We start from the raw sequence: 23,307 nt of genomic DNA, 5'->3' as shown, positions 1-23,307 counted from the left end.
ACCTTTTCTATTTATTATGTCAATTTAAATCGTAAACCCCTACCCCACAATGACCCAAATCACTTTTCATCAATAAGTTAAGGCAATTTACAGTGGAGCATCTATCTTGAAGAATTCCCGAACCGTGGCCTTGAACTGGTTGCTCGTCATGCTATCTGCTTTTTCCAAAGCTTTCACCTTATTGGCCAATTGTACATGGTTCTCTTCCAATTCTTTTAAAAACTTCCCGGAAGCTTCTGCAGGACCATACAATACCAATTGGTCAACACCTTGCACCTCATCGATGATTTTTTGAAAATAACGTTTCATTTGATGCTTTTCCGCCTCCAAGTATTTGCTGTCCTGTACCACATCTTGGGGTCCCCATTTGGTCTTGGACCGCGACCCACCCTTGGGGTTGTAAAAATCCATTTCCGAAGCAATGGAAAATTCACTTTCCTTTCCATCCTCATATACTACGCCCAAGGCCTCTTTTTTATCCATCCAAATTCCTATCTGTCTCATACTTTCATTTTTTCAATTATCATTCAGTTCCAAAATGGGTATTTTGGGGTCGTACCCTATTTCCTTGACCAACGGGTTGGACAAGATGCTTCCAAAAAACAAATGTTTCCTGTTCATAAAGGCAAACATATTGCAATTTGTACTCTCGATGAAAAGGTTGATGCCCTTACTCACTTTTACGGCAGATAAAAAGTGTAGCTCATAATCCAACCCTTCCATAATATCTTGTAACAACCGTTTATGGGTTTCCTCTTGTTTGCTCAGTTTGCCATCCTTGTCCTTATCAATATGGACCACATTTATTTTTGATCCGTGCAGCTTTGCAATTTCCACCAACTGGGCCATTTCAGATTTTTTAAAGTCTGTCTTGTAATCCGTAGGAAAGGCAATTTCCTTGGGAGGAACATACATATAATCACTGGGCACTGCGATTACCGGACATTGTTTAATACTTTCCATTACAGATACCGTATTGGTCCCAAAAATCCGTGCTTTTGATTCGGTAAGGCCTTTGGTTCCCATAACAATTACATCGATATCTTTCTTCGCTATCTCATTCTTGATGGCTTCCACCAAACTATTGAAGGTGGAAATGTAATGGAACCGATGTTTTGGGTTTTCCGGATGGAGTTTGATCATCCCCATAAGTCGTTCCATTCCTGCTTCCGACGCTTCCTTGGCCAAATCGTACAAACGCTCCCCGGGTTCAGGGACCATCATACTGTCCAAGGTATAACCCGAAGCCTGAAAAGCGTTCAGGATATAAAAATCGCACTGTACATTTTTATACAGGTCCAACGCATATCTAATGGCGTTCAATGCATTTTTTGAATAATCGGTAGGCAACAAGACTCTTTTGTCCATGGCTGTTCAGGTTTTTCCCTAAAATTACATGGGATCGTTATCCTGTGCCATGATTTAGGTCAATTTGCCGTGTGGGGTAGCACCAAAAAAGGCACTTTGCAATGCAGGCCAATATTCCTGATCACAGGTTCCACAAAAAGACGCTCTAAAAACGAGTGCTTATTTTTCACCATTGCCAATAAGTCTACAGGCACTTCTTGCTGAAACGCGTTTATGGCTTCCACCAATTCTTGATCGGGAAGGTCATGAAACTGACAGGGTTGGTCTTGCATGAATTTTTCAAGATTGGATTTATTCCTCTTTTGCTGTGCTGTGAGCCCTTCTGGGGTTGAAACGTGCATGATATGCACTGTGGATTTCCCTAGTTTTGACAATTCCAACAAACACTCCAAATCCTTTTTTGAGAAGTCGATTTCATAATCCGTAGGGAACAATATATTCCGAAGCGGAATACTTTTCGTACTGGATGGAACGGCCAAAACCGGGACAATGGCCTTATTGATCACATGTACCGTATGCGACCCGAACAAAATTTCCTTGGCCCCCGTTGCGCCTTGGGTACCCATGATCACCAAATCCATGTTTTCATTATTGACCATGGTATTGATTTCATCTTCCAAGGTATTAAAGGCGGCATGTACCACATACTCGTGCTTTGGAAAATCAAACTTCGCCTTGATTCGTTTTCTGGTTTTTTCCAATTCGGCCTCCGTATTGTATTTATAGTCATCGGGGAGTCCAAGTTCACCCGGACTGCCCAATGTGTAGTCCACACGGTACATGGGCGGTGTATAGGCATGCAGTAGATAAAAGACGCAGGTGGTGTCTTCCAATAACTTGACCGCATAGGCAATGGCGTTGAACGCGTTCTCCGAAAAATCCGTGGGCAATACTATCCGCATCATATCCTTCCAATTTAATCAAACCTACACGCTTTTGCAATCTTAAACCATGATATCCATCAATTCACAAAAAAATCGGATTTCATAAATTGCATCTTATAAATAGTACATCCATGAAAGGAAATTTTAACGCTTTGATAGACTCCGATCAATTGGTACTCATTGATTTTTCCGCAGAGTGGTGTGGTCCATGTAAAATGTTGGCCCCCATCCTTAAAGATGTCAAGGCAGAATTGGGGGATTCGGTGAAAATCGTGAAAATTGATGTGGACAAAAACCAATCCTTGGCCAGCAAATACCAAGTAAGGGGTGTACCAACCATGCTGCTCTTCAAAAAAGGACAACAATTGTGGCGGCAATCCGGTGTACTCCAAAAATCAGAGATTGTCCAAGTGGTAAAATCTTTTATGTAGGTAGATTTCACTCAAAAAGGTGCACGACCAAAAAAGGCACTTGGGTATTGAAGGAGACTTTTTTAATGACGGCCTCGCGGGTAAGTTTTTCAAAAAAACCATGTGCGTAATTGATCATGGCCACCATATCTACCCCTTTGTGTTCTTCCACGGTCTTTTGAATGGAACTTTGAATGGAACTTCCCTTTTCCACTTCAAGAAACTTGTATCTTGTGTCCTTCAAGTGCTTCTCCAGAGTGCTCTTCGATTCAATTTGTTGGGGAGTGAGTTCTTCAGGATTCCCGGCATACGTCACCCATATTTCTGAATTATAAAGTTGGGTTAGCTTTAAAAGTGGATGCAGTTCATAGGTTTCAAAAACATGCTCATACCCCGTAGCCAAAACAATATCCCCAATGGAATCCTTGACGTTGTACTCCTCGGGAACGGCTATTACGGGGCAAAAATCAATCTCATTGATGATTTTATAGGTATTGCTCCCCATAAATACTTCCTTAAGCCCCGTAGCCCCCTTGGTCCCCATAATAATGTAATCGATTTCCTTGTTGTACACCGTCTTCCCAATGGCATTCACAAGATGGTCCGCAACGGATAGGGTCTTAAAATGATGCTTCGGATCAGTATCAATCTCAACAACTTTCTCCAAAACCTCCTGGAGTTCCCGTTCCGACTGTTCTTTCATCAAACGGAACAAACGGGTGTCGTTGGCACTGCCCATTTTGGTGGTTAAACCGGATGCCCCAACTTGGTAGGCATTCAGGATAAGGAACTCACACTCTACATCCTTAAAGATGGAAAATGCATAAATAATGGCATTCCAAGCATTCTTGGAAAAGTCTGTAGGCAGTACTATCCGTGTCATATTCGTTGTGTTTCTATGCTATCCTTCAAAATCTGGAAGTACCATCAATGGGATTTCAGTTCTAAAAGTTACCTTTTTTACCACAGGTTCCTGCGTCAATCCATCAAAAAAATCATGGGAATAATTGGTGAGCACAATAAGATCGGCCTTTTCCTCCTCAGCAAATTGCCGGATAGCCTCAGCCACCGTGGTCTTAATAATGACTCTGTGAAATGAGGTCGGATGGCCGGCAAACCGCTTTTTCAGAATTTCCTTGTTGGCCTTCTGAATATCCAACAGACTAAACGTCTGTGCCACGTGGAAAATCTTGACCTCAGAGTTCCATAGCTTGACCAATTTCAACAAAGGTCTCAGTACATTCTTTGGAAAAAAATGGGCAAACTCGGTTGGAAAAACCAAAGACCCCAACCTTTGGAAATCATACGATTCCGGAACCACCACCAAAGAACAGTTTTTTATGTGCTTTATGACTTTTACCGCATTGCTGCCCATAAAAATTTCCTTGGCTCCCGTGGAACCTTTGGTTCCCATAAAAATGGTATCGATATCATAGCGAGGAAGAAGGTCCTTGATGGTTTCCACCAGTCCGCCGGCAATGGACAACTTTTCAAAACTATGTTTTGGGTTCTTGTGGTTTTCCTCCAAATAGTCCGTTACCTCCCCTAGCTGCCCCACAGATGCCTCCGAAAGGGATTGGTAGACCACTCCCGCCCTGGTGCTACTTTTAAATCCGGTGATATTTTCTTGTTTGGGCTCATAGGTATGCACTACATGGAACTTACATTCCATGTCTGCGTACAGCTTCACCGCCATAAAAATGGCGTTCCAAGCATCCTTGGAGAAATCGGTAAGTAAGAGTACATTTTTCATTGCCTACTTTTTAAAATGTTCATCGATTTAGATTCTGCATCACTAAAAATGGAATCCCCACTTTAAGTCCAAGCAGGTCCACCGTGGAACGATAGAGCATGTCCTCAAAAAAGGAATGTCTTGAGTTTACCATGACCAGCATCCCAACCTCATTCTTCTCTACGTACTCCATGATACCTTCAGCCTTATTTTTGACCGGGGTGGTCCCAAAGGACAAATATGTATCGGAGAGGGAACCTTCCAGAAACTTCTTGTTGTCCATTTGTCTAATACTGAGTTCATCAAAATCCGTGAAGTAAAGACAGTGCACCTCGGATTTGAATTTTCGGGCCAAGTTCCCCAAAAGTTTGAGCTCCCTGCGTTTATAGGGCAGCATGTAGTCCGTTGGGAACAGAATGACCTTGGGTTGTCTGTATTCAAAACCTTCCGGAACGGCCAATACGGGACATTTTAAATATTTGAACACTTCTATGGTATAGCTGCCAAAGGTGGTCTTGTGGTCACTGGTCTCCCCTTTGGTCCCCATAATGACCATGTCTATGTTCATCTCGTTCACAAAATCATTGATGCCGTCCACAAGACTGTCAAAAACGGCAATGGTCTCAAAATTGTGCAATGGATTGGGCGGGTTTCCCAAAATGGTCCCTACCAAATGGTCCAACTTCTTTTCGGATTCCTCCTTTTTTATCCGTTTCCGTTCCTCCAAGTCTTCGAAAGAAGTGGTCTTATATTCCCCATACACCTCATCCATATAGGCATGAAGTATAAAAAAACAGCAACGCTCACACTTATACAGTTCCTGGGCATACTGCAGTGCATGTAGGGCATTCTTGGAAAAATCGGTTGGAATAAGTATGGTGCGCATGGTAAGCTCTTTTCCCAAAGATAGGACAGCGAAAAAAGGTAAAATATGATTTTGGTCAATATCGGTATGTAGAAGAAACCTTATTCGTGGATAACGTAAAAGGGCACCATTGTATGAAAGCTGATTTTTTCGACCATGGAATCGAATAGGATTTGCTGAATAAAATTCAGGTTCTTGGCCACCATAACTATCATATCGGCCGCTTGGTTCTCCACAAAGGATTGTATGGCAGATTTTACGCTTTTATTGGAAATGGTATGGAAACTGTATCGGTCTGGGAAGGTCTCCTCCATATAATCAAACAGATATTCCCTGTTCGTTTCTTGTTCCAACGTAAGCCCCTCCCCGTTTTTGATCACGTTCATAATTCTGAGCTTGCTTGCGGAAAGATTCAACATTTCCGCCATGGAGCTTAAAATTCCATGTGTGTAGAAAATATTATAATCGGTGGGAAAGGCAATTTCTTTGGGCTTGGATAACATTACGGCATCCGGAATCACCAATGTATTGCACTGTACTTTGGTAATCACATCACCGGCGTTGCTCCCCACCACCTTTTCCTTTAATCCTGAAGCACCTTTGGTGCCCATCACAATTAAATCGATTTGATGTTCTTCCAGGTTCTTTTTAATACTCTGGACAAAAAAACCATAGTCTTGCAGTGTATAAAAATGATGGTTGGCATCCTTACTGTACTTTCTACAGCTATCCACCAAATCCGCCAACATTTCTTTGACATTCCCAGTGGAAAGGTCTTTGCCCTTTGGACGGGAAATTCCAAAAGTGTCCGTTTGTGTCTCTCCCAAGGGGGCCACATAAAGCACATAAAAGTTACACTCCAAGGAACGGAACACTACTTGGGCATACCTAAGCGCATTCTTGGAATTTTCTGAAAAATCGGTTGGGATTAAAATATTTTTCATAATCCACTCAATGACACTGCAAGTTTGCCATTCCACAAAAAAGATGGAATGATAAATGTCATTTTCGGCTAGTGGACATATTTTAAGGCCTCTTTGTCCAAGACCCTAATGTCTCGGTTTTCTATAGAGATAAGTCCTTCATCCTTAAAATCGGATAGGGTTCTGATCAGGCTTTCCGTGGCAATGCCCGCAACACCTGCCAAATCGCTTCGTGCAATTTTTAGAGGTGTATCCTTTCCTTTGTTCATGGCTTGGGAATACAGGAGCAGGGTTTGGGCCGTTTTTTTTCGGACCGAGCTATACGCCATCTGCAGCAATTGCTTTTTGATCTGCACCATATCTTCGGCCATGATACTGATCAGTTCCAAAGAAACGTTTTGGTTTTCTTCGAGTATGGCTTTTACCTGGGTTTTGGAAATACCTGCCAATTCCAGGTCTTCCATGGCAATGGCATATTCGCGATAAGGAAAGTTCTCTGTCAAGGAGGTAAACCCCAAAAAATCATCTTCGGAATATACGGAAGTAATGAGCTCTTTTCCTTCCTCATCCAAACCACAACACTTTACCACTCCTTTTAAAATAAGGTACACCATGTTGGAGTGTTCGCCCATGGCATAAACCGTCTCATCCTTTTTAAAGGAAAACAATTGACCATGATCATCAAAAAAGTTCTTCAGTTCGTGCAACGACCTAATGTCGTGCTCTTTGGTATGCTCCCCCCGTTTCAAAAAAACACTCTCCAGCTGTTTGGACTTCTCCAAACGGGAGTGAATGGCATTCAAAAGTTCTTCTTCCTCAAACGGCTTGGTCAAATAATCATCCGCACCAAGGTCCATCCCTTTTCGCACCTCATGACGTTCGGTTTTGGCCGAAACAAAAATAAAGGGGATGTGTTTGGTTTTTTCACAGGACGAAAACTGCTCCAGCACCTCATACCCATCCACTTCGGGCATCATGATATCGCACAGTACAATATCCGGGGTTTCCTTTCTAGCTATATCAATAGCCATTCTCCCATCCGGGGTTGAGTATACCTGAAACCCCGATAGGTCCAAAAGCTCTTCTATATTTTCCCGTAATGAGGGGTCATCCTCAACCAATAGAATCTTCTTCATCTTCGTAGTTCTTAAATGGTATGGTCAAAGTAAAAGTTGAGCCCTGGCCCAAGCTACTCGTAAAATCGATTTCGGCCCCAAGGTTGAACATGTGTTGTTTTACAATATTCAATCCTATTCCGGTACCCTGGCTCGTCAGCACATTGCTGGCCCTGAAATACCGCTCAAAAATAAAGGGCTGATCCTCTTCCGGAATTCCCAGTCCCCCATCCACAACATCTATTTGGAGGTTTTCGCCCTGTTCTTTGACCTGAAGTTCTATCTGGGTGCCTTCATGGGAATATTTAATGGCGTTGTGCAACAAATTGGACAGGGCCAATGCCAAAATCTTTTCATCAAAAAATACGTTGATGCCATCAATGTCCTTGGGGTATAGAATCCGCTGTCCTTCCTTTAAAAGTGTATTGGAGTTATAGACCACCTCATTGATCAGCTTACTCAAGGGAAACAAGGTAATGTTATACTTCACCTTGCCGGTATCCAAACGTTCTATGGAGAGAAAATCAGTAAGGATATTATCCAAATACTTGACTTTTTCCCTAATGGTGTTGATATGCTTATCGCGCTTCTCCTGCTGCTCGGTCTCGGTATATTTAGACAGCAGGGAAGCAGAGGTCAGTATACTGGTCAGTGGCGTCTTGAATTCGTGTGAGACCAAGGACAGGAATTTTGTCTTTAGCTCGTTCAGCTGCTTCTCCGCTTTCAAGGCCTCCCTAAGCTGAAGGGTACGCTCCTCAACCTTGTTTTCCAGATGTTGGGTATAGTTTTTTCGCTCGGTAATGTCCAAAACAATGGCCAAGCACACTTCCTTCTTTCCTATGGAAGATAGCTGCAAATGCACCTCTACGGGATATATGGAACCATCTTTTCTTTTATGGATCGTTTCAAAATCCACTTTTTCCCGTTTCTTATTGATCAATGGGGCTATCAATCTTTTTAAACTTTTCTCGGAAAGATCGGTCTTGATATCAAGAACGGACATCTGGTTCAATTCTTCCATGGTATAGCCCAAATTAAGCTGGGCACCACGGTTTACATTGATGAAGACAAAGGTCTCCACATCAAAAATATAAATCTCGTTGAGCGACTCATTAAAGATCTGGAACCAGTGATCTATGGTCTGCTCGGTTCTCTTTCGTTCCGAAATGTCCACAATAATGGCCATTACGTAATTTTTCTGCAACAGGGTAAATGGGTTAAGCCCTATTTCAAGTGGGAACTCACTGCCATCTTTCAGAAGCCCAACAAGGTCCAGGCCTTGCCCCATGCTTCTTTGATGGCCCTTTTGTAGAAATGCCCCGGCATCCAGTTTGTGCTGCTCCCTTACGTTTTCGGGAAGCAAGGCTTCCAAGGGCATGCCGCTAAGCTCTCCTTTTTGATAGCCGAACATACGGTTGGCCACTACATTGCTGGCCACAATAATCTGTTGATCGTTCACGATGAGTATCCCTTCCGAAATCACTTCCGTTAGAATCCTGAACACATTGTTTTTTTCGAACAGCTTCACTCACTAAAGTTAACAAATAACTGATTTACATCATAAGCGAAGGACTCTTCCTTGTTTATCTTTATTCAAAGCATAAAAACTATCAAAATGATGGACTCGAAAAAGAAACTGGGAAACGAATTGTATCAAAACTTGGGAAAGCTTTTCTATGCGGTGGCCATGGCAGACCACAGCATCCATGCAAAAGAGATGGATCGCTTAAAAGAGGTTGTACGTGACCATTGGCTGGAAGTGGATGGTATTGAGGACGAATATGGAACCGATTCCGCTTTTCAAATTGAGACCGTTTTTGATTGGTTAGTGGAGTACGAAAAGGACAGTGATGAAATCTATGAAGAGTTCGAAGCTTTTTACACCGAACACAAAATCCTGTTTCCGGAACGTGTAAAACAGCTCACCATGTCAACGGCCCGGGCCATAACCTCAGCCTTTGCGGGCAGCAATAAATCGGAACTGATTTTATTGGGCAGGATTGAATTGTTGTTCAGGACCTAACCGTTAAAGTTTTATGGTAAGAACCGGTAACTTCGCATGGTTGGATACATTTTCGGCGGTACTTCCGGCCAAGAAATGGGCGATTCCCTTTCTACCATGGGTGGTAATGGCCAAAAGATCCACTCCCTGTTCAAAACAAAAATTGAATATGCCCCTTTCCACACTGTGGTAGTTATAGATCCGTATGGGCACTTCCTCCCCGATAGCGCCATTAAAATCCTTGATCCTCTTTTCTATATCGGAATATCCCATATAATTGGCTCCCAAGATGTTCACATAAAACACCTCCAGTTTGGCAGAGAACAGTTCCGCAAATGCAGCGACCTTGTGATACACCGAAGCATACTCCAGTTCCAAATCACAGGCAAAGGCCATTTTTTGAACCTTGAAGCTTTCATGTGGCCTTTTGATGACCAATACGGGCACTTCTGAAGTGCGGATTACTTTCTCGGTATTGGACCCCACAAAAAACCGACTCAGGCCACTGGTTCCATGGGAGCCCATGACCACTAGGCCACAATCATTCTCTTGGGCCACTTGGTTCACCTCACTGAAGATTTTGTAATTCTGGATGATGCCTTCAATTGGGATATTACGGAGATATTCCTTTTCCAAAAAGTTTTTGATTTTTTTCTTGGCCAACTTCATGTAATAGTTTGCCTCCTGTATTTCCTCCTCTTCAGATTTGGCCATAACGGATTCGGATACTCCCAACATATGCAAAACAACAATTCCCGCATGGTGCTCCCTAGCGATTTGTGAAGCTACCTGTAAGGCATACTCCGAGTGTTCGGAAAAATCTATGGGCACCAATATTTTTTTCATAAATGAAGTTTCATCAAATATAGAAGGTGCAGAAACCGTATTTCATGACCTAGGTCATTTACTCCAAGGTAGCCGTTGTACTACCTTACCATTCTAAATCGCCCACAATGAAAAAGTTTATTTTTTATACCATCTTGTTTTCGCTGCTGTCCGCATTCCAGTCCTGTGGTCCGGTCATAGTCTCCCATAGATTGGCAGACCCACCTCCCCCATGGTTTTATCCGCATAGGGTTGAAGCGGTGAGGTATGTCTTCTTCCCAGAAATAAATATTTACTATGATCTTTCCTCCAGGACCTATATCTATTTGGATGGAGGTATATGGATAAGGCGAACTGTGCTTCCCTCAAGATATCAATCCTATAATTTAAGCCGATTGCGTTATGAACGCATACGGAACTATTATGATGACGATATCCAACGGTATCATCAAGATAAAAATACCAACAGAGGACGCAGCAATACCAGTACAAGACGAAGGGGCAAATAAATCAATGGGCTTTTATAAAACCCTGACCGTTGTCATAAAAAAACAAAGGGAAAAGAGGCTACCTTTACTGGAAACTAAATCTTTGGATATGCTCAATTCAGAAAAAATAGGGAATGAATTCTATCAAAATCTGGGTATGCTTTTTTATGCCGTGGCCATGGCCGACAACAAAATAAAACCCATAGAAAAAGCACGGTTGCAAAAATATGTGCGGCAACATTGGTTGGATGTGGATGATGTTGAGGATGAGTTCCACACAGATGCGGCCTATCAAATAGAAATCGTTTTTGATTGGCTGGAAGGCGAGGAAAAAGATAGTAATGAGTATTTTGAGGCGTTTAAAGGCTTCTACAAGGACCATCCGGAAAAGTTCACCCCAAAATCCAAGGTCCTTATTATAGAAACCGCAGAGAGCATTGCCCATGCCTTTGCTGGGAAAAACAAATCTGAGATGTTGGCTATCTTTAAGCTGAAACAGCTTTTTAACCATTGATATGCACTTACCGGATTTCATAGACCATACCCATTTAAAACCCACGGCGACCCTATCCGAAATCCAACATCTATGTGAAGAAGCCAAACGCTTTGGGTTCCATGCGGTTTGCGTTAATGGATCCCATGTTTCCTTGGCATCTGAAGAATTGAAAAACACCAAGGTAAAAATTGCCGCCGTTGTGGGCTTTCCCTTGGGAGCCATGTCCACCGAGGCCAAAATCTTTGAAGCAAAGGACTGTGTGAAAAATGGAGCGGACGAGATAGACATGGTCATCAATATAGGATGGTTAAAATCCAATGAGGATGATAGGGTCAGGAACGAGATCATATCCATAAAGCAGGGTATTGGGGATAAAATATTGAAGGTAATCCTGGAAACCTGTTACCTCACCACATCCGAAAAGGAAAAAGCCTGCATCTTGGCTGTTGAAGCGGGGGCCGATTTTGTAAAGACCTCAACCGGATTTGGAAGTGGCGGAGCCACTTTTGAAGATGTCACCCTTATGAAAAGGATGGTTGGCGACAAGGTAAAAATCAAGGCTTCAGGAGGCATAAAGGATAAAGAGACCGCTTTGAAATATATCGCCCTAGGGGTTTCCAGAATAGGAACCTCCTCCGGGCCGGCATTGTTGAACTAATCCACACCCATGAGCATACATCTTGAAGCCCAAAAAGGAGAAATTGCAGAAACCGTGTTGATGCCCGGAGACCCGTTACGGGCCAAATGGATAGCGGAAACTTTCTTGGAAAATCCCAATTGCTATAACAAAATCCGGGGTATGTTGGGGTATACCGGAACCTATCAAGAAAAAAGAATATCCGTACAGGGAAGTGGCATGGGAATGCCTTCTTCCATGATTTATTTCCATGAACTCATCAAGGATTATGGGGTACGGAACATCATCCGCGTAGGGTCTGCTGGATCGTACCAAAAAGAAGTGGAATTGAACGATGTGGTGCTGGCCATGGCTGCCTCCACCACCTCGGGCATAAACAATTCAAGGTTCATCAATTCCGATTATTCCCCCACGGCCAACTTTGAGCTTTTCCAAAAAGCCGTGAACTATGCCCAACAACAAAACATCCCCATAAAAGCGGGCAATGTGCTTTCCTCAGATGAATTCTATGTGGACGACCCCAACGAATATAAACTCTGGGCCCAATATGGTATTTTATGTGTAGAAATGGAAACTGCCGGATTATACACCATAGCGGCCAAATATAAGGTACGGGCACTGTCTATTTTGACCATCTCCGATTCCTTGGTCACCGGAGAAAGTCTTTCTGCCTTGAAACGGGAAACTTCCTTTAGGGATATGGTGGAAATAGCCTTGGCGGCCTCCCTTCCCTGATAGAAGAGCTTTGGAATACGTCCATCAATCCCCAAATACCCGATCTTTTTTCATTTGCTCCACTATTCTGGCCACATAATCGTCTACCGTGGATGTGATGTTCTGTGGATCCACAATATCAAACGAACCTACCCACACCAATGAACGGTCCTCTCCACTGCCCAAATTGTAGATAGCGGTCTCCACATGGTACACTTTGTAATAGGAATAATATTCCGGGGTGTAGTATATCCCTTGATAGGCATACCAATAACGACCAAAATGAGGTCTTCTATATCCCAGTTCGTAATAGCTGGACCGATAATCCTCCTTATTGTCCACTCCCTTTACTGCGGATATGACCACGGCATCAAATCCTTCATCCACCAACTGTTGGGTCATTCCCTCTATTTCCTGCATGCTTCTTTCGGTATCGGTAAACTCTTGGCCAATTACTCCATCGCTCACATGGGCCTCTATGCCTTTTTGGACAAAAGCCATACGCAATTCATCTTCAAAAATCTTTCGGGCCGTCAAATTACTGGTCATTCCCACCACCAATAACTTTTCAGGATGGAAGGAAGTAATTTCATTGTTTTTCCAACTATCAACAAAACGGGTGCTGGAGCAGGAAGCCAGTACCCACACACCAAGCAATACAACTATTTTTTTCATGACTTTACTTTTTAAGTAAACCTATCGGATTATAACAATTAGGTCTATGCAAGGTAGGGTACTGGACCGGCATGGAAAATGACTTCCATCATGCTAATACTCTTCAACAAGTTGACAGGCATTATGTTACCGCAACATCAACCCTTGGAAGTTTTATGCAAGTGTCCAACTTGTTGTGGCCAATCGGTCCTGCTTCCACGTATTTAAATGATATTGAATCCTGACATAACTCATAGTATTAATACTATTTTTATTGGTAATTTGGAGACTGTTTGACAAAACCCACTATGAGAAAGACACTTCTGTTCATTTTTGGTTCCGCGCTTCTTTTTTCATGTAACCATACTTCAGATAAAACCTATCCAAAAAAAATGTCCCTGACCGAATCCGTATATGCATCGGCTACGGTACAGCCCGATAGCCTTTATCAGGCCTATTCCATTGTGATGGGAATCCTTGACAAGGTATGGGTCGAAGAGGGTGACGCAGTGGCCAAAGGGGACCGAATCCTTCAAATCACCAATACCTCTCCTGAACTCAACAGAAAAAACGCAGAATTGTCATTGCGTCTGGCTCGTGAAAATTATAGCGGAAGTGCCGCAGTGCTCAAAGGTATCGAGGACGAAATCCAAGCCGCTGAACTGAAGCTGAAAAATGATTCCATAAATTATTTCAGGCAAAAAAATCTTTGGGACCAAAACATCGGCTCCAAAGTGGAGTACGATACCCGTAAACTGGCCTATGAACTTTCCCAAAACAGCTTGAGCCTGTTGAAACAAAAATACGACCGCACCAAAAATGAACTCGCTACCCAAGTGCAACAAGCCGAAAACACCTATAAATCTTCCCTGACCACTTCTGAGGATTTCACCGTGGTGAGCAAAATAGACGGCAAGGTGTATGCCATTTACAAAAACCCTGGCGAAATCATCAATACGGTTGAACCGGTGGCCGCTGTGGGACGAAGTGATAAATTTATTGTGGAGCTGCTAGTGGACGAAGTGGATATCGTGAAAGTGAAGAACGACCAAAAAGTCTATATCACGTTGGACTCCTACGGAGAGGACGTATTTGAGGCCAAGGTGGATAAGATATACCCCCGAAAGGATGAAAGTTCACAGACCTTCATGGTCGAAGCCATTTTTGTGAATCCACCACCCACTTTGTATCCTGGCCTTTCCGGTGAAGGAAACATTGTCATTGCCCAAAAGGAGGAAGCCCTAACTATTCCCAAGGAGTATCTCATCGGTGCTTCCAGGGTGCTTACCGATGATGGTGAAAAAGATATCACCATAGGCCTCCAAAACATGGAAATGGTTGAAGTCTTGGATGGAATCACTGAAAACACGGCCATTTATATCCCTGAAGAATGACCAACTGGCCCGTAATACTTGGAATTGCCAAAACACATCTTGTTTCCAAGATGAAATCCACCATCACGGCAACTTTGGGAGTCACTTTTGGGATTGGGGCCTACATTACCTTGGTGAGTTTTATGACCGGGCTCAATGGCATGCTGGATGATCTGGTGTTGAACCAAACGCCACACATCCATCTGTATAATGAAATAAGGCCCTCTGAGAAACAACCTGTGGACCTTTTTGGGGAGTTCAAGAACTCTTTTAACGTAGTTCGTTCCATTAAACCGAAACAGAGTCAGAAAAAAATACACAATGCCCTACCCATTTTGGATTATCTGAAACAACACCCCAATGTAAAGGGTGCCACACCTCAGCTCAAGGCTCAGATATTTTATTTATCGGGCAATATTGAGCTTGGGGGCAACTTAGTGGGTGTGGACATCATGGAAGAGGTTCGCCTGTCCAACATTCAGGATAACATTATAGAAGGTTCTCCCAAAGCCTTGAAAAATAACGACAACGGGATTTTGCTCGGGGCCGGACTGGCCGAAAAAATGTCATTATCCCTTGGCGACCGGGTACAGATAAGTACCGTGACAGGAAACATTTTCCCCTTGAAGATTGTGGGGATATATCAAAGTGGTATTGCTGAAATTGACAATATACAGAGTTTTGCCAACCTCAAAACCGTACAACGGATTTTGGGTGAGGCAGAGAATTATGTTACGGACATCAACATTAAACTATTGAACCTGGATGAAGCGGCTTTGATGGCGCAACGCTTGGAAAGGCAATTCAATACCAAGGCAGTGGATATCAATGAGGCCAATGCCCAATTTGAGACGGGTTCCGACATACGGAATTTAATCACTTATGCGGTATCCATAACCCTGCTCATTGTGGCCGGCTTTGGCATTTACAACATCCTGAACATGCTCATCTATGAAAAAATGAAGGATATTGCCATTCTCAAGGCCACCGGGTTTTCCGGTAGGGATGTGCAGTACATCTTTATGAGTCAAGCCATGATTATTGGCTCCATTGGGGGTGTTCTGGGACTGTTGATCGGTCTTGCCTTATCAAAAATCATTGACCAGACCCCATTCCATACCGAGGCGCTGCCCACCATAAGTACATTTCCTGTCAATTACAATATGGCCTATTATATCATCGGTATCACCTTTGCATTGATTTCCACATTCATTGCAGGATATATGCCTTCCAAGAAGGCCAAAAAAATTGATCCTGTACGAATCATAAGAGGTACTTAACCAAAACATAGCACTTGGTACTAGAAGCAAAAAATATCAATAAACATTTCCACTTGCCCAAGGATTTTCATGTACTGAAAAACATTTCCTTTGGCGTCAAACAGGGAGAGTTTGCGTCGATCATGGGAAAATCGGGCTCGGGAAAATCGACCTTGCTCTATATTCTGTCCACAATGGATACGGATTACACCGGTGAGCTGTATCTAAGCAAACAATTGGTCACGGGCAAATCGCACAACGAACTATCCAGGATCCGAAACAAATCCATTGGATTTGTATTCCAGTTCCACTATTTGCTTTCCGAATTCAGTGTTTTGGAGAATGTAATGCTGCCCGCTAAAAAATTGGCGGAAAAGTCCTTGGCCGAAATAGAGCATGATGCCCATGAGAAATTGTCCATGCTGCATATTGGACATTTGGCCCAACAAAAAGCATCACGGATCTCAGGGGGCGAAAAGCAACGGGTGGCCATTGCGCGGGCATTGATCAATGACCCGGCCATATTGATGGGTGACGAACCCACGGGCAACCTGGACAGTCACAACTCGGAAAATGTGTTCAACATCTTTAAACGGTTGAAGGAAGAACAGGGGCTATCCTTATTGGTGGTGACCCATGATGAGGACTTTGCCAAGAGAACGGACCGTATCATTGAAATGGAGGACGGAATGATCATTAAGCATTGATGCCTACTTATAGGTCAAACCTATCCAACTTTCTTTTAAGTGCCGCCACTTCCTCTTGCAAACCTTCAACCTGTTGTAATAGGTGGTATACCGCCTGTACCCCTTCAGGGTTGATGTCCAATTCTTTGTGAAGACGGACCATTTTTTCAAGAATCGGCAATTCGTCCATTGAAAGCAAAGCTTCCTCTGTTGAGTCGTCTATTTGTAACAGTTCAAACTCATACATGGAATACACAAAAGATTCCTTCACCCCATGATGCTGGCAAAATGTTTTTACTGATATGTAGTTTTCCTGTTTCATTTTACGCTAGGTTGGTTTTTTCCAAGGCCTCAAATAGGGATTTCTGTTCTTCGGTCAGATTCTTGGGGATGTCCACCGTATAGGTCAGGAACAAATCTCCAAATACCCCTTCCTTTTTATACTTGGGAAAACCCTTTCCCTTCAATTTTACCTTGGTGCCATTGTTGGTTCCCGGGGCAACTTTCAGCTTTACCTTTCCAGTGAGGGTCTCCACCAAGATCTCACCTCCCAGAACGGCCTTGGTCAAGGGTATTTGAACAGCTTTGTACAAATCGGCCCCATCCCTTTTAAAAGCCGTGTTGTTGGTAATGGAAAAGGTAATGTAGAGATCTCCGGCCGGGCCACCTTGGATTCCGGGACCACCATGCCCTTTTATTTTTATGGTCTGTTCATCTTCAATGCCTGCGGGTATGGTCAAACGGATGTTTTTCCCATTCACGGTCAAGGTTTGCTTTTGGGTGGTGTACACGTCCATTAAAGACAATTGTAACTTGGCATGATAATCCTCTCCCCTAAAATGAACTTTTTGCCCTCTTCCGCCAAAACCGGAAGCACCGCCGAACATGGATTCAAAAAAATCCGAAAAATCCTGTTCGGAACCCCCGGCATGGGAATAGGTATATCCCGAGGAACTTCTGGAGCGCCCTTGCGAGCTTGCCCTTTTGGCCTTTTCAAACTCCTCCGCATGCTGCCAATCTTTTCCGTACTGATCGTACTTTTTCCTTTTTTCAGGATCGGAAAGTACTTCATTGGCCTCGTTCACCTTTTTGAAGTTGAGTTCGGCTTCCTTATCGTTGGGGTTAAGATCGGGGTGATACTTTCTGGCCAATTTCCGATACGCTTTTTTAATCGCATCGGCCGTGGCGCTTTTATCAATACCCAGAACTTTATAATAATCTATAAACTCCATGTGTCAATTCAATAAATATAGATTTATGTCCTTCTGCAGTTTCCTGTTCAACCTAAATGGACAGGCACCTTCAAAATAAGCAAAAGTTACTTAAGAAATACATGATGTTTGTCATTGACCAGTCCCACAGTACCGTTTGCATCATATTAAAGATCTATAGCTTCACTCTTTTTCCTTTTTCAAAACGGAAAGGGGGGAATTCCGGATTACTTCTATACTGTTACCCACACCCAAAGCAAATACCAATAGGGTAATTGCCGGAAGAATAATGGCAAACGGTATCCACGAAGGTGCAAAGGCGGTATCGAACAACATATAGGCCAATAGCGAACTGGCCAATACGGCCAACACCACACCCATAAAAGCTCCTAAAAACCCTAAAATGGCATATTCAATGGCTATCATTTGTAAAATCTGACGGCCTTGGGCCCCCAAGGTCCTGAGCAGGGCACTTTGTTTTACGCGCTGGTGCTTACTGCTATAAATTGCCCCCATGAGGACGGCCACTCCCACAAAAATGCTAAAGAATGCCATGAAGTTGATGACCCAACCAATTTTACCCAAAATGTCTTCCAATAGGTTCAGAATACGTTTTAAATCTAAAATAGAAACATTGGGAAACTGGGCCACCAGCTGTTGTTGAAGTTGTGCCGAGCCCAAATCATCCTTTGTTCTGGTGGTCATCACCCCAAACTGCGGTGCTTTTTCCAACACTCCTGCTGGAAATACGACGGAAAAATTGGGTTGCAATCGATTCCAATCCACTTCCCGAACACTTTTAACAATGGTATTCATCAACCTTCCTTGCACATTGAATACCACAGGGTCCCCAACGGTAACCTTGGCCATCTCGGCAAAACTGTTGCTCACTGAAATGGGCACATCCTTGTCGGAATCTACCTTGCCTATCCACTCCCCTTCGGTAATCTGCTCGGATTGGATAAGACTATCCCGGTATGTCACCCTAAATTCATGGTTCAATATCCATCTACTTACTTGGGAGGTGGTATCTTTCCGAATGGCCTCCACTGGTTTGCCATTCAAGGTGGCAACCCGCATGGTTACAATCGGAATCTTATCGATTACGGGTATCCCCGATGCTTCAATGGTATGAGAAACCTCCTCCATTTGTTGACTTTGGATGTCCATAAGGATCATATTGGCGCTATTGGCACTATCTTCGATTGCAGCCTTTTCCAGCAACATGTCTTTTGTAAAATAAAGGGTACTGATCAGAAAGGTTCCTATTCCAATGGACAGTACCAATACCAAGGTCTGGTTTTGCGGTCGGAATAAATTCCGAAGGCTTTGGCGAGGAATAAAGCTCCATGAATGGGGAAAGAATTTTTTCAACATTCCCATAAACAGTCGGGCAATTCCGGTAAGCACCAAAAAGACCACCAACAGCCCCAGTACAAAAAACAGGGACCGCATAAAATCACCCAACAACCAAAAGGAAAAACAGAACACGAACAACACAATGCCCAATCCAACGGCTGTGGTGGCCCATTTGGAACGGGATTGGGGTTCTTGTACCACCCGCAAGGTTTGCAGAGGCGAAACGTAAAGGGTTCTCATGAGGGGATATAAGGCAAACAAAATGGACATGGCCAATCCCAAGGAGATTCCCAATACTATACTTTGGAAAGACAGTGTGATCCCTACTTCAACGGGCAGCAAATCTCCCAATAAAAGGGGAAATAACTGTTGTAGAAAATAAGCCAGGGTCGTACCCAAAAGCCCTCCAATAATACCCATGCAGGCAATTTGCACGAAGAAAATCAAATAACTCTGCTGTTTGGTAGCTCCCAAACATTTAAGCACCGCAATGGATTTTACTTTCATTTGGACATAGATTCCCATTCCACTGGCAATACCCACACACCCCAAAAGCAGTGCAATGAATCCCACTAGATTAAGGAACTTACCAAAGTTTTCATAGCGCCGCCCCAAGCGTCTTGCTTCGGACAGATGCGTATCCAAATCGGCATCTTCGGCGTCAAGGACAGGCTCCAATGTTTCGTTCAACAAGGTCAGATCTTGACCCTCATCCGATTGAAAATAGTATTTATAATCAATGCGACTCCCTGTCTGGACCAGTCCTGTAGCTTCAATATACCTAAATGGAATAAGCACTGGAGGCGCTATGGCTCCAAATACCGATGTACTTCCCGGTACATTCTCCAAGGCTCCTCCAATGGGCAGCGTTACAGCACCCAATTTTATGCTATCGCCCACTTTTAAATTGAATTGAAGCATCGTAGTGGCATCCACTAGGGCTTTTCCGGTACCAAAATCATCTGCCGCGGAAACTGGTTTGGTCTCCAACTCACCATAAAAGGGAAAGCCGTCATCAACTCCCCTAACCTCAACTAGTTTGGTCCCTTCATGCCCTGGAAAAGCCGCCATGGAGGAGAAATTGATCTCACGCGCATCGGCTCCGCCCAAGGAATCCATAATGCCCATCACCCTATCGTTGACAGGTTTATTGCTTTCAATCACGTAATCGGCTCCCAATAAGGCCTTGGATTGTGAAGCTATATTCTCTTTTAACAACCTACTGAACGAATGTACGCTGACCACAGCGGCCACGCCCAAGGTTATGGAGAACACAAACAACAACAGTTTGCCATAACTTGCCTTCCCATCCCGCCAGGCCATTTTTAACAGCCAAGAAAATCCGGTGTTGTTCTTTCCCATGATCAACCTACCGTTTCTTCAATCTTACCAGACCGCAATCGTATGCTCTTGTCCGTTTTTCGGGCCAAGTCCAGATCGTGGGTCACAATCACCAATGCGGTACCTTGTTCCTTATTGAGTTCAAACAGCAAATCCTCTATTTTGGTTCCGGTTTCATCATCCAGGTTCCCGGTTGGTTCATCTGCAAAAAGTATGGAAGGTTTATTGGCAAAAGCGCGTGCCAGGGCAACCCGTTGTTGTTCCCCACCTGATAGTTGGGAAGGGTAATGCCCTGACCTTTCCTTCAGGCCTACTTTGGCCAGTAGTTCCTTACCTTGCTCCGATGCATTTCTAATCCCACGAAGCTCCAGGGGAACAATCACATTTTCCAAAGCGGTAAGTGTTGGCAACAATTGAAAATCCTGAAAAACAAAACCCACATTTTCATTTCTTAAGCGTGCCCTACCATCTTCGTCCAAATCGAACAAGTTGCGATCACAGAGCCATATTTCACCTGCATCGGTGGTATCCAGTCCTGCACACAACCCCAACAAGGTTGTTTTTCCACTTCCCGAGGGACCTACAATGGCAAAGGTTTCACCACGGGCCACTTCAAAGGTAACATTGTTGAGTACATTGAGGTCATGCTCACCGCTCCGATAGGTTTTAGAGAGGTTTTGAACTTTTAATATCTTTGACATACACACTTTTGGTTAAAACTCTCAAAATACTAAAATTGACTATGACCATGAAAACCCCATGCTTCCCCAAGCCGTTAATGTTTTGTTATTTTTTGGCGCTGTTACTTGCCGGCTGTGGAGGAAAGACCGCTGGCAACAAAACACAAAATGCTGACGCCGAAGTGGAAAGCCAAGCCTCCGAAACTGTGGATTCCAACAAGAAAATCCTTTTTTTTGGCGATAGCCTCACTGCTGGTTATGGTCTGGAGGAAAGCCAGGCTTTTCCCGCCTTGGTCCAACAAAGAATTGATTCATTGGGATTAAATTATACTGTAATCAACGCCGGATTGAGTGGTGAAACCACGGCCAGTGGCAAAAATCGGTTGGAATGGGTCTTGGAGGATGATGTGGACATCGTTATCATAGAGCTCGGTGCCAATGATGGGCTACGGGGCATTCCATTGACGGAAACGGAAGCCAATCTGCAAACCATGGTAGACCATGTGCAAAGAGAACTCCCCAATGCCAAAATCATTTTGGCCGGCATGATGATTCCGCCCAACATGGGACCCGAATACACCGGGACATTTGAGCGCATTTTTCCCAAGTTGGCAACATCCGAAGGCATCAATTTAATCCCTTTTCTATTGGAGAACGTGGCCGGAATCCCAGAACTCAACCAAGGTGATGGTATCCACCCTACCGTGGAAGGACAAAAACTGGTTGCCGACAATGTTTGGGAAGTCCTAGCGCCCTTGCTCTAAATGCATGCTTTTTATGGCAGAGGTACATTCCGCAAAGCTGCTGAAAATTTGATTTTCGGAAACCAAGGATGGTATCAGCTTGACCCGTTCCATCATGTATTTGGGTTGTTCCAAAACCCCTACAAAGAGTACTTTGATATCGGATTTTTTAAGATCCATTACAACATCTTCGAGGGTGTAGAGCCCAGATTGGTCCAAATACTGCATACGGTCCATGCGAATGACCACCGTTGAAGCGGTTTTGGGGATCTGTTTGGCCAATTGTTGAAACTCACTGGTGAACCCAAAAAACAAAGGTCCTTTCAAATGTTTGATAAAGACTTCCTTTTTGAGGTTTTCGGGAAAGTTGACTTCGTCCGCCCAACCTTTTTCTTCCTCCAAGGTTTTTACATCCGACCATTTGGCCGTGAGATCACCCATTTTCTTCATGAACATCAGTGAGGCAATCACCAGACCCACTCCCACAGCATATACGAGGTTCCAAATTGAGGACAATACCATCACCACCAACATGATAATCACCTCGGAGCTGACCTTAAAGGGACCAATTTTGGCATCCCTAGGCAAAAACGGTATGGCCCTTAGCCCTCTATAATCTATTACCCCAATACCGACAGTTACCAAGATTCCTGCCAATACTGCCGCCGGTATTTTTGAGGCTACTGGCCCCAAGGCCAACAATACCACCAACAAAAGAATCCCGGCCATCATTCCTGATAATTTGGTTTTACCTCCCGCATTGATGTTCACCACGGTGCGAATGGTAGCACCTGCACCGGGAAGACCCCCAAATAGTGCTGCCACACTGTTTCCCACTCCTTGTCCTATCAATTCCTTGTTGGGCTTATGCTGGGTCTTGGTCATATTATCTGCGACCACAGAGGTCAAAAGGGAGTCTATCGCCCCCAATAGTGCCAGTGTCAACGCGGTAAAAATATAAGGTGCCACCGAATCTAACTTAAACTGTGTGAACATGTCCAGATGAATTACAGGGAAGCCCCCAGGTATCTGTTCAATGGGTCTATACTCCAAGTCCAGCCCATAGGCAAAACCCGAAACGACCAACAAGGCTACCAATGCACTCGGAATTGCTGTGGTTATCTTTTTAAAACCATATATGATGGCAATTGTGGCCAAGGCCAAGGCCAGTTCCAGCCAATTGATATTTTGCAATGCCCTCGGGATTATTTTGATAGTACCCATGACACCTGAGGTATCCTTTCCCACCAAAGCCTTGGCTTCTTTTAAAATATGAGCTTCAGAGACTTCACTAGATCGGTCAATGGTTTCCTGGAAATCCTCAAGCACAAGCATTCCTTCCTCCGATTCTTCTTTGAGGATTTTCCTCAGCAGGGTTTCTTGGGCCGCGGGCCTATACTGATCAATAAGTCCTATATCTTCCTTTGGGTAGTACCCTACTGAAGGTAAAATCTGCGTGACAAGGATGATCACCCCAATGGCAGTCATAAAACCGGAAACAACCGGATAAGGAATATACCTGATATACTTTCCGATACCTAC

Annotated in this window: 26 protein-coding genes; 10 read left to right on the top strand and 16 right to left on the bottom strand. The window is 43.8% G+C overall.

Going from position 1 to position 23,307, the window contains the following annotated elements:
• Nucleotides 1-87: 87 nt before the first annotated feature.
• The 3 genes from DN53_RS17760 to DN53_RS17750 are packed head-to-tail and all read right to left on the bottom strand — an operon-like array spanning nt 88 to nt 2,273.
• The gene (locus DN53_RS17760) at nt 88-504 is read right to left on the bottom strand and encodes a hypothetical protein (RefSeq protein ID WP_129656258.1); all 417 of its coding nucleotides are present in this window, start codon (nt 502-504) and stop codon (nt 88-90) included.
• A gap of 12 nt (nt 505-516) precedes the next feature.
• A complete protein-coding gene (locus DN53_RS17755) occupies nt 517-1,368 on the bottom strand; it encodes a universal stress protein (RefSeq protein ID WP_129656257.1) in 852 nt (283 codons plus the stop codon).
• A gap of 59 nt (nt 1,369-1,427) precedes the next feature.
• Nucleotides 1,428-2,273: a universal stress protein gene (locus DN53_RS17750; RefSeq protein WP_129656256.1), complete on the bottom strand. Its 846-nt coding sequence runs from the start codon at nt 2,271-2,273 to the stop codon at nt 1,428-1,430.
• A 110-nt stretch (nt 2,274-2,383) separates the two neighbouring features.
• Between DN53_RS17750 and trxA the strand changes: the two genes are divergently transcribed.
• Complete coding sequence (trxA, locus tag DN53_RS17745; protein WP_129656255.1) at nt 2,384-2,683, top strand: thioredoxin; 300 nt, start codon at nt 2,384-2,386, stop codon at nt 2,681-2,683.
• Between the two features lie 7 nt (nt 2,684-2,690).
• Here trxA and DN53_RS17740 read toward each other — a convergent pair whose 3' ends face one another.
• The 6 genes from DN53_RS17740 to DN53_RS17715 form a co-directional block, all read right to left on the bottom strand.
• Nucleotides 2,691-3,545 (bottom strand): universal stress protein, encoded by an 855-nt coding sequence (locus tag DN53_RS17740; RefSeq protein ID WP_129656254.1) that lies wholly within the window; start codon nt 3,543-3,545, stop codon nt 2,691-2,693.
• 18 nt (nt 3,546-3,563) lie between these two features.
• A complete protein-coding gene (locus tag DN53_RS17735; protein ID WP_129656253.1) occupies nt 3,564-4,415 on the bottom strand; it encodes a universal stress protein in 852 nt (283 codons plus the stop codon).
• Between the two features lie 19 nt (nt 4,416-4,434).
• Nucleotides 4,435-5,280 carry a universal stress protein gene (locus DN53_RS17730; protein ID WP_129656252.1) on the bottom strand — a complete coding sequence of 282 codons (846 nt, stop codon included), beginning with the start codon at nt 5,278-5,280 and terminating at the stop codon, nt 4,435-4,437.
• 80 nt (nt 5,281-5,360) lie between these two features.
• Nucleotides 5,361-6,203 carry a universal stress protein gene (locus DN53_RS17725; protein WP_129656251.1) on the bottom strand — a complete coding sequence of 281 codons (843 nt, stop codon included), beginning with the start codon at nt 6,201-6,203 and terminating at the stop codon, nt 5,361-5,363.
• Nucleotides 6,204-6,271: 68 nt separating this feature from the next.
• Nucleotides 6,272-7,318, bottom strand: coding sequence for a response regulator (locus DN53_RS17720; RefSeq protein ID WP_129656250.1), 1,047 nt, complete (start codon nt 7,316-7,318; stop codon nt 6,272-6,274).
• Nucleotides 7,296-8,825, bottom strand: a complete 1,530-nt coding sequence (locus DN53_RS17715; RefSeq protein WP_129656249.1) for a sensor histidine kinase — start codon at nt 8,823-8,825, stop codon at nt 7,296-7,298. The genes DN53_RS17720 and DN53_RS17715 overlap by 23 nt, the downstream gene beginning before the upstream one ends.
• A gap of 87 nt (nt 8,826-8,912) precedes the next feature.
• Here DN53_RS17715 and DN53_RS17710 point away from each other — a divergent pair, with 87 nt between their 5' ends.
• Nucleotides 8,913-9,320, top strand: coding sequence for a hypothetical protein (locus DN53_RS17710; RefSeq protein ID WP_129656248.1), 408 nt, complete (start codon nt 8,913-8,915; stop codon nt 9,318-9,320).
• A 3-nt stretch (nt 9,321-9,323) separates the two neighbouring features.
• Here DN53_RS17710 and DN53_RS17705 read toward each other — a convergent pair whose 3' ends face one another.
• A complete protein-coding gene (locus tag DN53_RS17705) occupies nt 9,324-10,145 on the bottom strand; it encodes a universal stress protein (RefSeq protein WP_129656247.1) in 822 nt (273 codons plus the stop codon).
• Nucleotides 10,146-10,252: 107 nt separating this feature from the next.
• Here DN53_RS17705 and DN53_RS17700 point away from each other — a divergent pair, with 107 nt between their 5' ends.
• The 4 genes from DN53_RS17700 to deoD all read left to right on the top strand — a co-directional run bounded on the left by DN53_RS17700 (nt 10,253) and on the right by deoD (nt 12,480).
• Nucleotides 10,253-10,633 carry a hypothetical protein gene (locus DN53_RS17700; RefSeq protein ID WP_242502242.1) on the top strand — a complete coding sequence of 127 codons (381 nt, stop codon included), beginning with the start codon at nt 10,253-10,255 and terminating at the stop codon, nt 10,631-10,633.
• Nucleotides 10,634-10,721: 88 nt separating this feature from the next.
• Nucleotides 10,722-11,126 carry a hypothetical protein gene (locus DN53_RS17695; RefSeq protein WP_129656245.1) on the top strand — a complete coding sequence of 135 codons (405 nt, stop codon included), beginning with the start codon at nt 10,722-10,724 and terminating at the stop codon, nt 11,124-11,126.
• A gap of 1 nt (nt 11,127) precedes the next feature.
• On the top strand, nt 11,128-11,766 hold the full coding sequence (gene deoC / locus DN53_RS17690; RefSeq protein WP_129656244.1) for a deoxyribose-phosphate aldolase: 639 nt from the start codon (nt 11,128-11,130) through the stop codon (nt 11,764-11,766).
• A gap of 9 nt (nt 11,767-11,775) precedes the next feature.
• Entirely contained in the window at nt 11,776-12,480 is a 705-nt protein-coding gene (gene deoD / locus DN53_RS17685; RefSeq protein ID WP_129656243.1) for a purine-nucleoside phosphorylase, read from the top strand.
• A 24-nt stretch (nt 12,481-12,504) separates the two neighbouring features.
• Here the strand turns inward: deoD and DN53_RS17680 are convergent, their stop codons facing one another.
• Nucleotides 12,505-13,134, bottom strand: coding sequence for a hypothetical protein (locus DN53_RS17680; protein WP_129656242.1), 630 nt, complete (start codon nt 13,132-13,134; stop codon nt 12,505-12,507).
• Nucleotides 13,135-13,421: 287 nt separating this feature from the next.
• Here DN53_RS17680 and DN53_RS17675 point away from each other — a divergent pair, with 287 nt between their 5' ends.
• Genes DN53_RS17675 through DN53_RS17665 form a run of 3 tightly spaced genes read left to right on the top strand, consistent with a single transcriptional unit; the run spans nt 13,422 to nt 16,452 of the window.
• Nucleotides 13,422-14,507: an efflux RND transporter periplasmic adaptor subunit gene (locus DN53_RS17675; protein WP_129656241.1), complete on the top strand. Its 1,086-nt coding sequence runs from the start codon at nt 13,422-13,424 to the stop codon at nt 14,505-14,507.
• The gene (locus tag DN53_RS17670) at nt 14,504-15,766 is read left to right on the top strand and encodes an ABC transporter permease (RefSeq protein WP_129656240.1); all 1,263 of its coding nucleotides are present in this window, start codon (nt 14,504-14,506) and stop codon (nt 15,764-15,766) included. The genes DN53_RS17675 and DN53_RS17670 overlap by 4 nt, the downstream gene beginning before the upstream one ends.
• Nucleotides 15,767-15,780: 14 nt before the next feature.
• Entirely contained in the window at nt 15,781-16,452 is a 672-nt protein-coding gene (locus DN53_RS17665; RefSeq protein ID WP_129656239.1) for an ABC transporter ATP-binding protein, read from the top strand.
• Nucleotides 16,453-16,459: 7 nt separating this feature from the next.
• Here the strand turns inward: DN53_RS17665 and DN53_RS17660 are convergent, their stop codons facing one another.
• The 4 genes from DN53_RS17660 to DN53_RS17645 all read right to left on the bottom strand — a co-directional run bounded on the left by DN53_RS17660 (nt 16,460) and on the right by DN53_RS17645 (nt 21,043).
• A complete protein-coding gene (locus DN53_RS17660) occupies nt 16,460-16,753 on the bottom strand; it encodes a chaperone modulator CbpM (RefSeq protein WP_129656238.1) in 294 nt (97 codons plus the stop codon).
• A 1-nt stretch (nt 16,754) separates the two neighbouring features.
• Nucleotides 16,755-17,663: a DnaJ C-terminal domain-containing protein gene (locus tag DN53_RS17655; protein ID WP_129656237.1), complete on the bottom strand. Its 909-nt coding sequence runs from the start codon at nt 17,661-17,663 to the stop codon at nt 16,755-16,757.
• 162 nt (nt 17,664-17,825) lie between these two features.
• A complete protein-coding gene (locus tag DN53_RS17650) occupies nt 17,826-20,363 on the bottom strand; it encodes an ABC transporter permease (protein ID WP_207211146.1) in 2,538 nt (845 codons plus the stop codon).
• 2 nt (nt 20,364-20,365) lie between these two features.
• Nucleotides 20,366-21,043 carry an ABC transporter ATP-binding protein gene (locus DN53_RS17645; RefSeq protein WP_129656236.1) on the bottom strand — a complete coding sequence of 226 codons (678 nt, stop codon included), beginning with the start codon at nt 21,041-21,043 and terminating at the stop codon, nt 20,366-20,368.
• Nucleotides 21,044-21,084: 41 nt separating this feature from the next.
• On the opposite strand from DN53_RS17645, the gene DN53_RS17640 reads away from it, so the two are divergent.
• Complete coding sequence (locus DN53_RS17640; protein WP_129656235.1) at nt 21,085-21,786, top strand: arylesterase; 702 nt, start codon at nt 21,085-21,087, stop codon at nt 21,784-21,786.
• Here the strand turns inward: DN53_RS17640 and DN53_RS17635 are convergent.
• On the bottom strand, nt 21,769-23,307 hold a 1,539-nt coding region (locus DN53_RS17635), incomplete at its 5' end, for a SulP family inorganic anion transporter (RefSeq protein ID WP_242502241.1). The two genes, DN53_RS17640 and DN53_RS17635, sit on opposite strands and share 18 nt — an antisense overlap.

Source organism: Flagellimonas olearia, assembly GCF_004150225.1.
In the GTDB taxonomy this organism is placed as follows: Bacteria; Bacteroidota; Bacteroidia; order Flavobacteriales; family Flavobacteriaceae; genus Flagellimonas; species Flagellimonas olearia.
This window is presented reverse-complemented; position numbering and strand designations above follow the sequence as displayed.

What these genes read in the sequence shown, in the direction of transcription:
- DN53_RS17675 (WP_129656241.1), top strand. Translation starts at nt 13,422, where the DNA reads ATGAGAAAGACACTTCTGTTCATTTTTGGTTCCGCGCTTCTTTTTTCA.
- DN53_RS17755 (WP_129656257.1), bottom strand. Translation starts at nt 1,368, where the DNA reads ATGGACAAAAGAGTCTTGTTGCCTACCGATTATTCAAAAAATGCATTG.
- DN53_RS17730 (WP_129656252.1), bottom strand. Translation starts at nt 5,280, where the DNA reads ATGCGCACCATACTTATTCCAACCGATTTTTCCAAGAATGCCCTACAT.
- trxA (WP_129656255.1), top strand. Translation starts at nt 2,384, where the DNA reads ATGAAAGGAAATTTTAACGCTTTGATAGACTCCGATCAATTGGTACTC.
- DN53_RS17700 (WP_242502242.1), top strand. Translation starts at nt 10,253, where the DNA reads ATGAAAAAGTTTATTTTTTATACCATCTTGTTTTCGCTGCTGTCCGCA.
- DN53_RS17680 (WP_129656242.1), bottom strand. Translation starts at nt 13,134, where the DNA reads ATGAAAAAAATAGTTGTATTGCTTGGTGTGTGGGTACTGGCTTCCTGC.
- DN53_RS17705 (WP_129656247.1), bottom strand. Translation starts at nt 10,145, where the DNA reads ATGAAAAAAATATTGGTGCCCATAGATTTTTCCGAACACTCGGAGTAT.
- DN53_RS17735 (WP_129656253.1), bottom strand. Translation starts at nt 4,415, where the DNA reads ATGAAAAATGTACTCTTACTTACCGATTTCTCCAAGGATGCTTGGAAC.
- DN53_RS17760 (WP_129656258.1), bottom strand. Translation starts at nt 504, where the DNA reads ATGAGACAGATAGGAATTTGGATGGATAAAAAAGAGGCCTTGGGCGTA.
- DN53_RS17645 (WP_129656236.1), bottom strand. Translation starts at nt 21,043, where the DNA reads ATGTCAAAGATATTAAAAGTTCAAAACCTCTCTAAAACCTATCGGAGC.
- DN53_RS17695 (WP_129656245.1), top strand. Translation starts at nt 10,722, where the DNA reads ATGCTCAATTCAGAAAAAATAGGGAATGAATTCTATCAAAATCTGGGT.
- deoC (WP_129656244.1), top strand. Translation starts at nt 11,128, where the DNA reads ATGCACTTACCGGATTTCATAGACCATACCCATTTAAAACCCACGGCG.
- DN53_RS17740 (WP_129656254.1), bottom strand. Translation starts at nt 3,545, where the DNA reads ATGACACGGATAGTACTGCCTACAGACTTTTCCAAGAATGCTTGGAAT.
- DN53_RS17750 (WP_129656256.1), bottom strand. Translation starts at nt 2,273, where the DNA reads ATGATGCGGATAGTATTGCCCACGGATTTTTCGGAGAACGCGTTCAAC.
- DN53_RS17640 (WP_129656235.1), top strand. Translation starts at nt 21,085, where the DNA reads ATGACCATGAAAACCCCATGCTTCCCCAAGCCGTTAATGTTTTGTTAT.
- DN53_RS17650 (WP_207211146.1), bottom strand. Translation starts at nt 20,363, where the DNA reads ATGGGAAAGAACAACACCGGATTTTCTTGGCTGTTAAAAATGGCCTGG.
- DN53_RS17710 (WP_129656248.1), top strand. Translation starts at nt 8,913, where the DNA reads ATGATGGACTCGAAAAAGAAACTGGGAAACGAATTGTATCAAAACTTG.
- DN53_RS17655 (WP_129656237.1), bottom strand. Translation starts at nt 17,663, where the DNA reads ATGGAGTTTATAGATTATTATAAAGTTCTGGGTATTGATAAAAGCGCC.
- DN53_RS17720 (WP_129656250.1), bottom strand. Translation starts at nt 7,318, where the DNA reads ATGAAGAAGATTCTATTGGTTGAGGATGACCCCTCATTACGGGAAAAT.
- DN53_RS17660 (WP_129656238.1), bottom strand. Translation starts at nt 16,753, where the DNA reads ATGAAACAGGAAAACTACATATCAGTAAAAACATTTTGCCAGCATCAT.
- DN53_RS17670 (WP_129656240.1), top strand. Translation starts at nt 14,504, where the DNA reads ATGACCAACTGGCCCGTAATACTTGGAATTGCCAAAACACATCTTGTT.
- DN53_RS17725 (WP_129656251.1), bottom strand. Translation starts at nt 6,203, where the DNA reads ATGAAAAATATTTTAATCCCAACCGATTTTTCAGAAAATTCCAAGAAT.
- deoD (WP_129656243.1), top strand. Translation starts at nt 11,776, where the DNA reads ATGAGCATACATCTTGAAGCCCAAAAAGGAGAAATTGCAGAAACCGTG.